The sequence below is a fragment of the Sphingobacterium corticibacter genome (assembly GCF_003076635.1).
Lineage (GTDB): Bacteria > Bacteroidota > Bacteroidia > Sphingobacteriales > Sphingobacteriaceae > Sphingobacterium > Sphingobacterium corticibacter.
Genome location: NZ_QDKG01000008.1, coordinates 102,836 through 117,061, shown reverse-complemented (window position 1 = coordinate 117,061; position 14,226 = coordinate 102,836). Strand labels below are relative to the sequence as shown.

The window sequence follows — 14,226 nt, the reverse complement described above, 5'->3', positions numbered from 1 at the left end:
CAATTGTCAATTTGTGGAAAAAACAGACCGTTGTTGATAAATTACTTTTTCCCAATAAAGGTATCATCGTCAATATCCTCGCCATCGGTGATCCAATTGCCCAAAATACGGGTTAACCAACCTTCTTTTCTGCCTTGATCGCTAGCGATATCGCTCACTTTAATACTCGATTTCGCACGTGCACCACCGCCCACTTTGGCTACTTTCTCTTGTTCTCTTTTCTCCCCTTCTTCGATCTCTTGGATTCCTTTAATCAAAAGTCCGATACCGGTAGCATATAACGGGCTTTTTAGTTCGTCAAATGCTTGCTTGTTCAACATATCGGTTTTAGCCAAATATTCATTTGGATAACCAATACGACAATCGATGCCAGTTACGTATTCTACCAACTGTACCAAGTGTTTCAATTGTGCACCACCACCCGTGATCACGATACCAGCGATCAATCTATCTTCATAACCTGAAGCTTTGATTTCGTAATGCACATGCTCGATAATCTCTTCCATACGCGCTTGGATGATGTACGCCAAGTTTTTGACCGAGATTTCTTTGGCCTCACGACCGCGAATTCCAGGTACACAGATCACTTCGTTCTCTTTGTTTTCGTCTGCCAAAGCCGAACCATAACGTACTTTCAATTGCTCCGCTTGGTTGCGCAATACCGAACAGCCTTGGCGAATATCTTCCGTTACAATATTACCACCCAATGGAATAACCGCCGTATGACGGATAATACCTTCGTGGAAGATGGCCACATCGGTTGTACCGCCACCAATATCCACTAATACTACACCAGCCGTTTTTTCCTCTTCATCTAACACAGCTTCAGATGATGCCAAAGGCTCAAGGATTAATTCAGACACTTCCAAATCAGAATTATCGACGCAACGCTTGATATTTTTGATATCCGTTACGCGACCAGAGATGATATGAAAGTTGGCTTCTACACGACGACCTGCCATTCCGATCGGTTCTTTGATTCCCGGCTCGTTGTCGATCGTAAATTCCTGCGGAAGCACATGGATAATTTCTTCACCCGGAGGCAATACCAATTTGTACATATCGGAGATTAGGCGTTGCACGTCTTCGCGTCCGATTTCGTCATCGTCGTTACGTGTCACAATACCGCGATGTTGTATACTTTTGATATGCTGACCGGCGATCCCTACGCTTACGACTTTGATATCGACGTTCGACTGTCCTTCGGCGATCGAAACCGCTTCGCGAATGCTATCCACCGTCTTCTGAATGTTAGCCACTACCCCCCGGCTAACTCCAGCAGATTCGGCTTTGCCGACGCCCAATAATTCGACCTTTGTATTGCCACTGCGACGCCCCACTGTCACGCAGATTTTGGTCGTACCGATATCCAATCCGACGACGATTGGATTTTCTTTTTCGAGTTCTGTAAATTTTGGTTTCATACGCTGTGTATTTGCTGTGTTATTCTTCGGTATTATTTATTCATTTTCATCTGTAAACTGTCGATAAACCAATCCCCATATCTTTCGCAGATAATCTGATCAGCATATTTGACATTCACTTTGCTATACGCTTCCGTGCCGACCCGCGGCAAGATTCTCTGATAGAAAATCTCCAGTCTACGCAATTTATCATCCAAATCTTGGGCATTACCTAAGATCAGGTCTTGATCGCCAACGCGTGGCACCAATTCGATATCTCCTTTTTCATTGACGTACAATTGTACAACTTGATTGCTCCACAGTTCGCTCGTATTGATATGGCGCACAATTGCGGCTAAATCTTCTACCACTGGCGATTCGATCGCTTCCAACGGTTTGCCAAACGATTCGCGAATGTACCCGTTGGCTACAATCGTGTGCGGCACATATTTTAGCGTAGTCGGAATCTTCTTTCCTTCAGTATCTACATAGAATTCTTGACCGACGCGATTGATCACGCGTAGCAAAATCGCACGCTGTTGCACCGACACCTTCATCACGCCATTGATATCGACATGGATATCGGCATTAGATACATAAGGCAATGCTTTCAACGAAGCTTCTATCTTTTGCAAAGGAATATCCAATAATTGTCTACCGACTACCTTACCATATTGATTCTCAATAATGGCGGTGATATCTGCTTGATCGATGAAAGTTTCCTTTCCTTCAACCATGATTTGCAAGGCGGTGCAGGATTGTGCGGCATCCTTTCTGGCAACCAAACCCATCAACATCATGACGCCCACGAAAGCCGCCAGTCCGAGTGTTATCGAACCGATCAAGCGCCATGGTATATTTTTAAGCCAGTTAAGCATTTGTCAATAGTTGTTTTAAAGGTTTTACCAGTCGATCAATATCTCCTGCTCCTACTGTTACGATCAATTCAGGACGCGTTTCTTCTACGGTATCCAATATTTGCTGTGCCGTCAAGATGTGCTTATCTTCCAAGTCGATCTTGTCGAGCAACCACTGCGCATTTACACCATCAATCGGTTTCTCCCGCGCTGGGTAGATCTCCATCAAATACAGCGTATCGGCTAAGCCGAGCACTTCCGCGAAGCCGTCGACAAAGTCACGCGTGCGTGTGAATAGATGTGGTTGAAAGACCACGGTCAACTTCTTTTCTGGATACAGCTTACGCATAGACGTTAGAAAAGCGCGCAACTCTTCTGGATGGTGTGCATAGTCATCTATGTACACAGCATCTTCCTGTCTTACGACATATTCAAAACGTCTTTTTACTCCCTGAAATGTACCTAAAGCAGCGATGATTTTTTCGCCGCTTATGCTTAGCAAATTTGCGACCGTAATTGCCGAAACTGCGTTTTCAATGTTATGTAACCCGGGAATTCCTAATCGAATATCTTTCAGCGTCAAATTATCCGCATGATAATCGAAGTAGAACTCTCCATTTTTGATCTGTATATTGTCGGCATACGCATCTGCTTTTTCTTCTTTCGCGTAAGAAATATCACCCGAAAAAGGCAAGCCTTTCTTGACGATCTTAATACCGTCTGCCACTACGCGATCCAAGAAAAGCTCAAAAGATTCGACCAGCTGTGCTGCATCACCATAAATATCTAGGTGATCAGCATCTGCTGAAGTGACAATCGCGATGTTGGGATGTAGCGTCAAGAAAGAGCGATCAAACTCATCCGCTTCTACCACGACCGTATTGTTGTCACCGTATAAAACGTTGCTCTGATAATTAGTGCTAATACCGCCTAAAAACGCCGAACAATCATATCCTGAATCTTTCAAGACATGTGCAATCATGGTCGAGGTCGTGGTTTTGCCATGTGTACCCGCCACCGCAATCGTAAAACGACTCGCACTAATGAAACCCAAAACCTGAGAACGTTTGTACAAGGTAAAGCCGCGTTCGATCAACGTGTTTTTCAAGGTCAGATCAGTTGGTACGGCTGGCGTAAAAATGATCAAAGTTTCCTCATTTGGCGTAGCCAAATGATCGGGCAATTCGCGAACATCATCTTGATACGTAACCGCAATACCTTCTTCGACCAAAGCCTTGGTCAGTTCGGTTTCGGTCTTATCATAACCCGATACAGCACAACCTAAATGTTGGAAATAGCGCGCTAATCCACTCATGCCGATGCCGCCAATGCCCAATAAATAAACTGTTCTAATTTGGTCGATATGCATAACCCTTATTTTATCATTTTTAAAACCTCTTGTGCGATTACTACATCGGCATCCAACAAGGCCATCTCTTTAATTCGTTCGCCCAATTCGTAAGCTGTCGCTTCATCATCAATCACCGCCATCAACTCATCAACTAAATGCATACGTGCAGAAAGATCGCTCACCATAATAGCTGCTTTATGCTCCGATAAAGCCAAGGCATTTTTTGTCTGATGATCATCTGACACATTTGGCGATGGCACCAAGACAACCGGCTTGCCGACTACGGCCAATTCTGATATCGTACCAGCTCCTGCACGTGCAACAATAAAATCTGCCGCCGCATACGCATAATCCATGCGCTCCAAAAATGGCATGAGCTTCACGCTATCTGTTAGCTTATCTTTCAACTCTTCGGACAATTTCTCGTAGTAATAACTACCGCATTGCCAGATGATTTGTATATTCTTATCTAATAACCGCTCTAGACCTTCCGTCAGACAATCATTCAATGTTTTGGCACCCAGACTACCTCCGGTGACCAAAACCGTTTTTTTGTCTAGATCCAAACCGAAGGCATGTATTGCTTCTTCGCGTTTACCCTCGATTTGTACCGACGAACGACGAATTGGATTACCCGTTAGCATGATTTTTTCCGCTGGAAAAAATCGCTCCATATTTTCATAAGCCACACAAATCCGCTGGGCTTTTTTGCCCAATTGTTTATTGGTCAATCCGGCATAAGAATTCTGTTCCTGAATCAAAGTCGGTATGCCCATCATATTCGCCACTTGAAGCAAAGGACCAGAAGCATATCCACCAACACCGACAGCTGCCTGCGCGCCGAACTGACGAATGATTTGCCGCGCTTTCCACATGCTAGCGATCAGCCGAAATGGCAAGATCAAGTTCTTTAACATGGATTGGCGGTTGAAACCTTGAATATCTAAGCCCACAATCTCGTAACCTGCAGCAGGTACGCGATCCATTTCCATTTTACCATTGGCGCCCACAAACAAAATCTCCACATCGGGCTGCAACTGCCGAAGGGCATTTGCAATAGCAATTGCCGGAAAGATATGTCCTCCCGTACCGCCACCGCTTATGATTACTTTGTTTGCCATGCTTTTTCAATTATATACTGCCGACGACCACACGACGTGGTTTTACGACATCATTTAATTCTTCTTTACCTTTTAATTCTTCGACATTACGACTTACGCTGAGAATAATTCCCAAGGCCACACTCGTAAATAAAATCGACGTTCCGCCCATACTCACTAGTGGCAATGGAACTCCAGTAACCGGACCTAAACCAACAGCTACCGCCATATTGGCTAATGCCTGAATCGTCAAGCTGAAACCCAATCCTGCCGCCAAGAAAGCGCCAAACGCACGTGGACTTAAGGTCACGATGCGGATAATGCGGTACATCAAAGCGAGATATAAGGTCAAGAGTACGAAACCACCGACTGTGCCATATTCCTCGATGATAATCGCGAAGATAAAATCTGAATATGGGTGCGGCAGCACATTACGTTGCACACTATTTCCCCATCCTTTACCAAAAAATCCACCCGTCGCGATCGCGATTTTTGAATTGTTCGCCTGGAAGTTTTTATCTTCTTGAAAAGGTACTGCTCCAGATCCATCAATCGCTTCTTCGGTATGAAAAAATCCTTCGATACGACTCATGTACGTGGCACGGCGTGGACCTAAGAAAGCAACCAACATCAATAAAATACCACAGCCAATACAGACAATCGTAATTTGTTTGAAAGAGATCCGGCCAATTAACAACAGCAAAATGCTCACGCCAAATAGCATCACCGCAGTAGACATATTCGCTACCGCAATGAGTACGAATACTGCGCATACAGCGCCCATAATCGGCACAAATGACTTCTTGACATCCTTAATTTCTTCTTGTTTGCGCGACAACATACGCGCGAGGAAAGTAATCAAGGCCAACTTCGCTAAATCGGAAGTTTGGAATGATTGATTAATCACCGGGATCGTCAACCAACGATTCGCCTGATTAATGGAATCTCCAAATATCAATGTTGCGAGTAGTAGTGGAATCGTGATGATCATCAGCAATTTGGAGATACCAGCATAGTACCGGTAATCCAATTTGTGCGACAGATACATCAGCACCAATCCAACCGCGATAATGGCAAAATGCTTAAACAGATATAATTCAGTACCCTTGCCCTCTTTGTAAGCTAAGGTGCCCACCGAGCTGTATACCGCCAACAAAGACCAGCCAGACAGGATAAGTACGATTATCCAGATCCACTTATCTCCCTTGAGTTTTGAAAAAATCTGTTCTATTGTCATAATCTGTTATCTCTAACAACTTAAAGGGCCATTACCGCTTCTTTAAATTGATCCCCACGATCTTCATAATTTTTAAACCAATCGAAACTTGCGCAAGCAGGTGACAACAATACCGTATCTCCTTTTTTCGCAATATGCGAAGCGATTTCTACCGCATCTCCCATGGAAGCGCTATTGACAATCACATCCGTATCCGATTCAAATGCCTCGTGAATACGACCATTGTGTTTACCAATACAGATGATCGCTTTTACCTTGCTTTTTACGAGGTCACGCAGCATGTCATAGTCATTTCCTTTGTCTACACCACCCATGATCAACACGATATCGGGCGAGAAACTTTCTAAGGCATACCATACGGAATTAACGTTAGTCGCTTTGGAGTCGTTGATGTAAGTAACGCCGCCAATACACGCCACGTGCTCCAAACGATGCGCGATATTGACATAGGATTGCATGCTTTCCTTCATCACACTATTACGCAATTGCTGTGCTTTAGCGGCTAATCCAGCAGCAGAATTGTTGTAAACATTGTGCTTGCCTTGTAGTGATAGTTCTTCAATATTCATCGTAAATGGTTCCCGTTTAGGTATGTTAATAATCAAGTTCTTTTGTTCGTCTATATAAGCGCCTTGTGCTAGCGCAGTATCCACTTGCGTGAATGGCAAGGACATCGCGGGCGACTGATGCCGAGCTAATCCTTTGGTAATTTCTTCGTCGTCGGCGCAATAGATAAAATAATCTTCCGTCTGCTGATTTTGAATAATGCGGAATTTTGAATCCACATACGCATTCATGTCATAGTTATACCGATCCAGATGATCTGGCGTGATGTTGAGCAGTATCGCGATATGCGCACGGAAATGATGCATATCATCGAGCATAAAGCTCGATAACTCCAATACGTATACATCGCGTTGCTCGCGCGCTACTTGCAAAGCGAAGCTTTGTCCGATATTCCCGGCCACACCCACGTTCAATCCGGCATGACGAAAGATTTCGTACGTCAGCATCGTGGTGGTCGATTTACCATTTGATCCGGTGATGCAACATAAAGTGGCATCGGTATATTGTGCGGCAAACTCAATTTCCGAAATCACCGGAATACTGGTTTTGCGTAATTGCTGCATCAGCGGCGCAGTCTCCGGAATACCCGGACTTTTGATGATCAAATCCGCATTCAGAATCTCCGCTTCCGTATGTTGACCTTCTTCAAAAGCGATCGCTTCTTGTGTTAGCGTCGCTTTAAATTGCTCTGCTAATAGCGCCATATCGGATACAAACACCTCAAAGCCCTTATCCTTCGCAAGGATAGCAGCACCCACTCCGCTCTCACCGCCACCTAAGATGACGACACGACCGGCGTGCGGATAATAGCTATGTTCGATATTTGGCATCTAACGTATTTTTAAAGTGACGATGGTCAAAATGGCCAACATGATGGATACAATTACAAAGCGCGTCACGATCTTCGACTCGTGATAACCTTTCTTCTGATAATGGTGGTGCAATGGCGACATCAAAAAGATGCGTCGGCCCTCACCAAATTTTTTCTTAGTGTATTTGAAATACGATACTTGCATGATGACCGACAGATTTTCGATCAAGAAAACACCACACAGTATTGGAATCAATAATTCTTTGCGGATAAGAATCGCAAATGCCGCGATAATACCACCAATAGTCAAACTCCCGGTATCGCCCATGAAAACCTGCGCTGGATAGGCATTGTACCACAGAAAACCAGTACACGCTCCGATAAAGGCGCCTGCAAAAATCACGAGCTCACCGCTATTTGGGATATACATGATATTGAGGTAATCGGAGAAAATCACGTTACCTGAAACGTAAGCGAGAATCGCCAAGGTGATTCCCATAATGGCCGACGTACCAGTGGCCAAGCCGTCAATACCATCCGTAATATTGGCTCCGTTGGACACCGCGGTCACGATAAACACAATCACGAGCAAGGTCATACCAAACGTGATCCACGTACCAGAGATTCCTAAGAAACTCAGTGACTTGGCGTAGTCAAACTCATTATTTTTATAAAAAGGAATGTTGGTCTTGCTAGATTTCACATCCTCTACGTAGGTTTTCTCGCCCGTCGAAGGATTGATCACAACAGATACCGGCACGGAATAGGACGGATTAGCTACTTGCTCACGCACCAAAATACTCGGGTGGAAATACATCGTCACAGCAATAAAAACTCCTAAACCAATCTGACCAATTACTTTAAAGCGACCAGCAAGTCCTTCTTTGTTTTTGCGAAAAACTTTGATGTAATCATCTAAGAAACCGATCGCTCCCATCCACAGGGTGGTGATAATCATGATGATCACATAAATATTATCCAGCTTAGCAAATAATAGTGTTGGAATCAATATACCAGCAATGATGATCAAACCACCCATCGTCGGCGTGCCCTGTTTTTGCTTCTCACCTTCCAAACCTAAGTCGCGCACCGTTTCGCCCACTTGCTTGCGGTGCAGCAAACGGATGAGTCTGCTACCAAATACGGTGGTAATAATCAACGACACAATTACTGCCATGGCCGTACGGAAGGAGATATACTGGAACAATCCTGCTCCAGGAATGTGCATATGCTCGTTTAACCAGGTAAATAAATAATACAACATCCTTCTTATTGCTCGTTAAATGCGTTTGCTAATTGTTCTTTATCATCAAAATGATGCTTCACACCATTGATGTCTTGATATTTTTCGTGTCCTTTGCCCGCTACGACAATGATATCGCCTGGCTGCGCCAAATGACAGGCCGCGCGAATGGCTTCTTTTCGGTCCGAAATGCTAAATACGCCTTTGCGCTTATCAGCCGGAATACCGGCTTCCATCTCTCGGATAATCTGCAAAGGATCTTCACTTCGCGGATTATCAGACGTCAGAATCACGGTATCGCTTTTCAGCGCTGCTACCTTCGCCATTTTCGGTCTTTTTGTTTTATCGCGATCCCCACCGCAACCAATGACGGTGATAATCTGTTGTCCGGCCTGACGTAAGTCTGCTACCGTATCTAGTACATTTTCGACCGCATCAGGCGTATGTGCATAATCCACAATACCGATTTGTCCTTGCGGTGAACGTAAGGCCTCAAACCTTCCTTCTGCGCCAACGATATTGCTGATCGCTGTGAGCACTTTCATGGTTTCTTGCTCTAATAGAATCGAAGCGCCATATACGGCTAATAAATTGTAGGCATTGAAATGTCCCACTAATTTCACCCACACATCCTGCCCGTCAAGGTGTAGCAGCATACCATCAAAATGGCTCTCTACGATGCGCATTTTGAAATCGGCTAAACCTTTTAAACCGTATGTTTTCTGATAAGCGACGGTATTTTGCAACATTACCGCGCCATTGCGATCGTCGGCATTGCTCAATGCAAAGGCATCCCGATCTAGATCGTCAAAAAATTTCTTCTTTGCTTTGATATAGTTGTCAAAGGTTTCGTGGAAATCTAAGTGATCATGCGTAATGTTGGTGAATATACCACCCGCAAAACGCAAACCTGCAATGCGCTGCTGTACCACCGCGTGCGAACTCACTTCCATAAAACAATAATCACAACCTTCGTCGACCATTTCGCGCAACAATTTGTTGAGAGAGATCGGGTCTAAGGTGGTATGTGTAGTCGGTATGATGCGACCAGAAATACGATTTTCTACCGTTGATAATAGCCCTACTTGATAGCTCAATCCAATAAATAGATTGTACAAGAGCGTAGCTACGGTGGTTTTTCCATTCGTCCCCGTCACACCCACCAATTTTAATTGATGCGAAGGATTATCGTAATAGTTGGCAGCGACCAAACCCAAAACATAAGAAGAATCATCCACCAAGATATAGGTGATGTCTTCATTTGTTTCATCAGGCAATTCTTCCACCAACACCGCATTGGCACCTAAGTCAATGGCCTTTTGCAAGTACAAATGGCCATCGGTATGCGTTCCGCGTACCGCAATAAAGAGATTACCATCTACCACTGCGCGTGAATCAAAACACAGACCTGTCACCTCGATATCGAGTTGGCCTTTATATTCCTTTACCGGAACAGCATGAAGTAGATCTTTCAATATCATACAATCCTGTGTTTAATTCAATTCTAATAAAACCTTTGATCCTGCCGTCAGCTTCTGTCCAGCCAATAAAGATTGAGACACCACGCGTCCCTTTCCTTTTACGGCGGTTTTGAATCCAGCATTTTCCATCGCATAGATGGCATCCATCAATCCCATTCCTAGTACACTTGGCACCACACCTTCTGTAAATTGCGCTTCGCTAAATACATTGGTGCTCCGTTGTGCACTATCTTTAACGGGGCGCGTTAGCGACGACCAATTGTTTACTTGCAATCCCATCCACGCATATACTTTAGAAGATGCTTCTTTAGAGCCCACCAAAGTGTTTGGCGTTTTATCCCCTTTGCTATTTACATGTCGTTTCTCAAAATTCTGGTGTAAACTCAAATCGTTAGCATAGACCATATCCGCCAATTCTTTGAATACCGGACCAGCAACAGAACCACCGTAATAGCCATTCCGCGGATTGCGTATTACCACAATCATGCTGTATTTTGGCTTTTCTGCCGGAAAATATCCTGCAAACGAAGATTGATAGCGACGCGCTCCGTATCCTCTCGCTCCGTCGGCCATCTGCGCTGTGCCCGTTTTACCGGCCGCATTATATAGCGGACTGCGCAAGCGTTTTCCTGTACCATTAGTCATCACGCTACGCATCATGCCTTGCATTTTGTCGATCGCTTCTTCGGAAGCAATCTGCTTATTGATCACACGCGCTTCAAAACGCTCTACCGTATTTCCAAGATTGCGGATCTCTTTAACAAAAAGCGGCGCGATCATCTTACCATCATTCGCTACGGCGTTGTATAATGTCAGTGTTTGCAATGGCGTCAACTTCAATTCATAACCATACGCCATCTGGATCAGTGACAGTTTGCTCCAAGATCTGCTTTCTGGTGTTTTCACCCAAGGATCACCTTCGCCCGGAATCTGTAAACCCAAAGGTTTGTGCAATCCCCAGCTATGCAGCTTATTGATGAATTTGCTTGGATTATTGCCATAATGCGTGTGGATCATTTTCGTGACCGCCACGTTCGAAGATTCTTCAAAAGCTTCTTGTACGCTTACGCGTGATTTTTTTGGTGCATGCGAATCGCGGATGGTATGCGATGGCACTTTGTACGTACCATTACCAATATCGATCACCGTGGTGGTATCGACATAGCCATCATCGATTGCTGCCAAATAAGAAGCTAACTTGAAAGTAGAGCCTGGATCTGCGCCTTGCGCAATGGCGTAGTTAAATTTCTCGCGGTATACGCCATCCGTATCTTTGGTGAAGTTCGCAATCGCGCGGATTTCGCCGGTTTCTACCTCCATCAGAATCACGCAACCATTATCGGCATTGCTTTGGATCAATTGCTTTTCCAAAGCACGCTGTGCCATATCTTGCATATTCACATCGATCGTCGCGATAATATCCGAACCATCGACTGGTGCAATTTCGACTTCGCGACTCACCGGTACCCAAACGCCACCAGCGATGCGTTGCATCATTTGCATACCGCTTTTTCCTTCGATATAATCCCCAAAAGCTCCTTCCAATCCTACACGATACTCGTCATTGCGATAGCCAATGGTACGCGCCGCCAAATTGGTAAAAGGTAAGATGCGTTTGTTTTCTTGTACTGCGATCAAGCCACCCGAATAACGACTACGACCTTCCTTGAATGTTTTCAACAAAGGGAAAGTCTTCAGCTCTTTCAGATCTTGATGCGATACATTTCTTTTCAATAGCATATAGCGCTGGCCTTTGGCGCGCGCTTCTTTCAATTGCGTCAAATATTGACGAGCGGATTTATCTCCAAAAAATTGGGAAAGGCGTGCCGCTAGTGAATCTACTCGCGACTGGAATACATCGCTATTTTCCTCTGGGATCGCCATCGCATCAAAGCGTATGGTGTATTCGGGAACTGAGGTTGCGAGCAAACTGCCATCATTTGAATAGATATTGCCGCGTGCGGCTTCTACCACGCGCTCTTTTATAGTGAGTGAATCCGCAATAGTTTGCCATTTATCACCATCGACATATTGCACATGCAGCAGCTTGCCAAACACCAATAGGGCGCCAAACACCATTAACCCGAAGGCTAGGTACACACGAATCAAGATGGACTTTCTGATATTCATGGTAAATGCGTTTTTTGCGCTCCTTATTTATCTTTTTTTACTAATTCTATTTTTATTGGCGGTTCGGTACGTTCGGTCAACCCCAACGTATCTGCCCGCTTGGCAATCTCAGTCTGCGTCGTCAGCTTCATCAATTCTGCATGTAGCGACTTGTAATCCCAACCCAGCTCTTTGACATCCTTACCAAGTCTATCGATTCTACGCACCGTATTCTCTGCCAAATGTCGGTTAGAGATATACAGCAATCCGAGCAAAGCAATAAAAGCGATGAACGGCAAATTCTTGGTCACTGAATAGGTAGAAAGCGGATTGGAAGAGAATATCGTACGAATGAAATTTTGGGTCTCCTCGACCTTTTCTTCCAGTTCGTCAGACATTTCCTCCTGAACCTCTTCGCTCAGCTCGCCATTTTTTATCCTGTTTCTGGCCATCTGCTAATCTTTTTCTACCCGTTGAGCGACGCGCAATTTGGCGCTTCGAGCCCGGTTATTTTGTTGCACTTCCTCATCAGTCGCCACGATCGCCTTGCGGCTAATGACTTGAAAAGGCTTGATCTCGTTGCCAAAGAAATCCTTTTCGACTTCTCCTTTAAACTTGCCCTTGGCTATAAAATTCTTCACCAAACGATCTTCTAAAGAATGGTATGACATCACGACCAATCGGCCTTCATTTTTAAGCACAGGTACCGTTTGTTCTAAAAAATCAGTTAGTGCTTCTAATTCTTTATTTACTTCAATACGCAAAGCCTGAAAGACCTGCGCATGGTATTTATGTTCTTTTCCACGCGGCACGAGCGACTTGATCACCTCTTTTAACTGCGTTACCGAAGTGACTGGTTTAGAAAGACGCGCTGTCGCAATCGTTTTGGCTAATGATTTAGCGTTTTGAATTTCACCATACATACCGAATATGCGGTGTAATTCTTCCTCCGCGTACATATTAAGAATCTTTGCTGCATCCAAATCAGCCACCTGATCCATACGCATGTCTAGATTCGCTTCAAAGCGAATGGAAAAACCACGTTCTGCATCATCAAACTGATGTGAAGAAACACCTAAATCCGCCAGAATACCGTCTACTTGGCGCACACCTTCTAATCGCAAGCTGTTTTTCAAAAACTTGAAATTTTGATGTACCAATCGAAATCTTGGATCATCAATTGCGTTTTGAAGCGCATCAGGATCCTGATCAAAGGCAAATAGACGCCCGTCTGGTCCGAGGTGTTTTAATATTTCTCTGGAATGTCCACCCCCACCAAAAGTGACATCTACATAAACACCATTAGGTTTTATATCTAGCGCTGCTATACATTCTTGCAGCATCACGGGCACATGATATACTGGATTACTCATTTTCTAGGTCTCCTATATCTAATCCACCCATTACTTTTTCACCTAAAGTGGCAAAATCATCTTCACTCATCTCTCCCAACGTCTCCAGGTAAACAGATTTGGACCATACTTCTATGCGATCAAACTGGCAAGCCAACATCAGTTCACCACTGATCTCGGCGTATTCCATCAAACTTTTAGGAAGCAATACCCGATTCGCTGAATCCAACGTTAGCTCGGTGGCACCACTCATAAATTTTCGAATGAAATTCCGGTTCTCCGCTTTAAACTTATTCAAACGTGACAGCTGCCGCATCATCTTCGACCATTCTGAACGAGGATATATCACCAAGTTTTTTTCGAAACCACGGTTCACGATAAGCCCTTCTTGCTCAATACTAGGTATCTGTTTTTTGAGCAACGCAGGAACTACCATTCTGCCTTTGGCGTCCAACTTACATGTATATTCTCCTGTCAGTTCGGTCATATAGCTAATCAGCCTATTCGAAATCAAATGTAAAATTATACACTTTCTCCCACTTTACAACACTTTGTCCCACAAAAAAGTTTTCCACAACAGTAATATCCCACCAGAAATCATCAAAACACGCTTACAACCTCATTATCTTGCATTTACAAGGCAAATTTTCCCTTCAGATAATTCCTAAAACGCTGACTGATATCAAGCTATACAAAAGCACATCGGTCTACTTTT

At 44.3% G+C, this 14,226-nt stretch carries 12 protein-coding genes; all 12 read right to left on the bottom strand.

Translation table 11 applies throughout. From position 1 onward, the window contains the following. Positions 1–41: 41 nt before the first annotated feature. The 12 genes from ftsA to mraZ are packed head-to-tail and all read right to left on the bottom strand — an operon-like array spanning position 42 to position 13,998. Positions 42–1,424, bottom strand: coding sequence for a cell division protein FtsA (gene ftsA / locus DC487_RS16480; RefSeq protein WP_116777073.1), 1,383 nt, complete (start codon positions 1,422–1,424; stop codon positions 42–44). Positions 1,425–1,456: 32 nt separating this feature from the next. Beyond that, positions 1,457–2,281, bottom strand: coding sequence for a cell division protein FtsQ/DivIB (locus tag DC487_RS16475; RefSeq protein WP_116777072.1), 825 nt, complete (start codon positions 2,279–2,281; stop codon positions 1,457–1,459). Then, the gene (murC, locus tag DC487_RS16470) at positions 2,274–3,629 is read right to left on the bottom strand and encodes a UDP-N-acetylmuramate--L-alanine ligase (RefSeq protein WP_116777071.1); all 1,356 of its coding nucleotides are present in this window, start codon (positions 3,627–3,629) and stop codon (positions 2,274–2,276) included. Before murC ends, DC487_RS16475 begins: the two co-directional genes overlap by 8 nt. 5 nt (positions 3,630–3,634) lie before the next feature. Next, positions 3,635–4,732, bottom strand: a complete 1,098-nt coding sequence (gene murG, locus DC487_RS16465) for an undecaprenyldiphospho-muramoylpentapeptide beta-N-acetylglucosaminyltransferase (RefSeq protein ID WP_116777070.1) — start codon at positions 4,730–4,732, stop codon at positions 3,635–3,637. Between the two features lie 10 nt (positions 4,733–4,742). Then, the gene (locus DC487_RS16460; RefSeq protein WP_207774456.1) at positions 4,743–5,948 is read right to left on the bottom strand and encodes an FtsW/RodA/SpoVE family cell cycle protein; all 1,206 of its coding nucleotides are present in this window, start codon (positions 5,946–5,948) and stop codon (positions 4,743–4,745) included. 20 nt (positions 5,949–5,968) lie between these two features. Beyond that, the gene (gene murD, locus DC487_RS16455; protein WP_116777069.1) at positions 5,969–7,345 is read right to left on the bottom strand and encodes a UDP-N-acetylmuramoyl-L-alanine--D-glutamate ligase; all 1,377 of its coding nucleotides are present in this window, start codon (positions 7,343–7,345) and stop codon (positions 5,969–5,971) included. Then, complete coding sequence (gene mraY, locus DC487_RS16450; RefSeq protein ID WP_116777068.1) at positions 7,346–8,590, bottom strand: phospho-N-acetylmuramoyl-pentapeptide-transferase; 1,245 nt, start codon at positions 8,588–8,590, stop codon at positions 7,346–7,348. Positions 8,591–8,595: 5 nt separating this feature from the next. Further along, positions 8,596–10,050, bottom strand: a complete 1,455-nt coding sequence (locus tag DC487_RS16445; RefSeq protein WP_116777067.1) for a UDP-N-acetylmuramoyl-L-alanyl-D-glutamate--2,6-diaminopimelate ligase — start codon at positions 10,048–10,050, stop codon at positions 8,596–8,598. Between the two features lie 12 nt (positions 10,051–10,062). After that, positions 10,063–12,180, bottom strand: a complete 2,118-nt coding sequence (locus tag DC487_RS16440; protein WP_116777066.1) for a penicillin-binding protein — start codon at positions 12,178–12,180, stop codon at positions 10,063–10,065. A gap of 23 nt (positions 12,181–12,203) precedes the next feature. Next, positions 12,204–12,611, bottom strand: a complete 408-nt coding sequence (locus tag DC487_RS16435) for an FtsL-like putative cell division protein (protein WP_116777065.1) — start codon at positions 12,609–12,611, stop codon at positions 12,204–12,206. Positions 12,612–12,614: 3 nt separating this feature from the next. Continuing rightward, a complete protein-coding gene (gene rsmH, locus DC487_RS16430) occupies positions 12,615–13,532 on the bottom strand; it encodes a 16S rRNA (cytosine(1402)-N(4))-methyltransferase RsmH (protein WP_116777064.1) in 918 nt (305 codons plus the stop codon). Further along, positions 13,525–13,998 carry a division/cell wall cluster transcriptional repressor MraZ gene (gene mraZ / locus DC487_RS16425; protein ID WP_116777063.1) on the bottom strand — a complete coding sequence of 158 codons (474 nt, stop codon included), beginning with the start codon at positions 13,996–13,998 and terminating at the stop codon, positions 13,525–13,527. Before mraZ ends, rsmH begins: the two co-directional genes overlap by 8 nt. Positions 13,999–14,226: the final 228 nt, after the last annotated feature.

Coding starts and splice junctions, on each gene's coding strand:
- ftsA (WP_116777073.1), bottom strand. CDS start 1,424: ATGAAACCAAAATTTACAGAACTCGAAAAAGAAAATCCAATCGTCGTC.
- DC487_RS16475 (WP_116777072.1), bottom strand. CDS start 2,281: ATGCTTAACTGGCTTAAAAATATACCATGGCGCTTGATCGGTTCGATA.
- murC (WP_116777071.1), bottom strand. CDS start 3,629: ATGCATATCGACCAAATTAGAACAGTTTATTTATTGGGCATTGGCGGC.
- murG (WP_116777070.1), bottom strand. CDS start 4,732: ATGGCAAACAAAGTAATCATAAGCGGTGGCGGTACGGGAGGACATATC.
- DC487_RS16460 (WP_207774456.1), bottom strand. CDS start 5,948: ATGACAATAGAACAGATTTTTTCAAAACTCAAGGGAGATAAGTGGATC.
- murD (WP_116777069.1), bottom strand. CDS start 7,345: ATGCCAAATATCGAACATAGCTATTATCCGCACGCCGGTCGTGTCGTC.
- mraY (WP_116777068.1), bottom strand. CDS start 8,590: ATGTTGTATTATTTATTTACCTGGTTAAACGAGCATATGCACATTCCT.
- DC487_RS16445 (WP_116777067.1), bottom strand. CDS start 10,050: ATGATATTGAAAGATCTACTTCATGCTGTTCCGGTAAAGGAATATAAA.
- DC487_RS16440 (WP_116777066.1), bottom strand. CDS start 12,180: ATGAATATCAGAAAGTCCATCTTGATTCGTGTGTACCTAGCCTTCGGG.
- DC487_RS16435 (WP_116777065.1), bottom strand. CDS start 12,611: ATGGCCAGAAACAGGATAAAAAATGGCGAGCTGAGCGAAGAGGTTCAG.
- rsmH (WP_116777064.1), bottom strand. CDS start 13,532: ATGAGTAATCCAGTATATCATGTGCCCGTGATGCTGCAAGAATGTATA.
- mraZ (WP_116777063.1), bottom strand. CDS start 13,998: ATGACCGAACTGACAGGAGAATATACATGTAAGTTGGACGCCAAAGGC.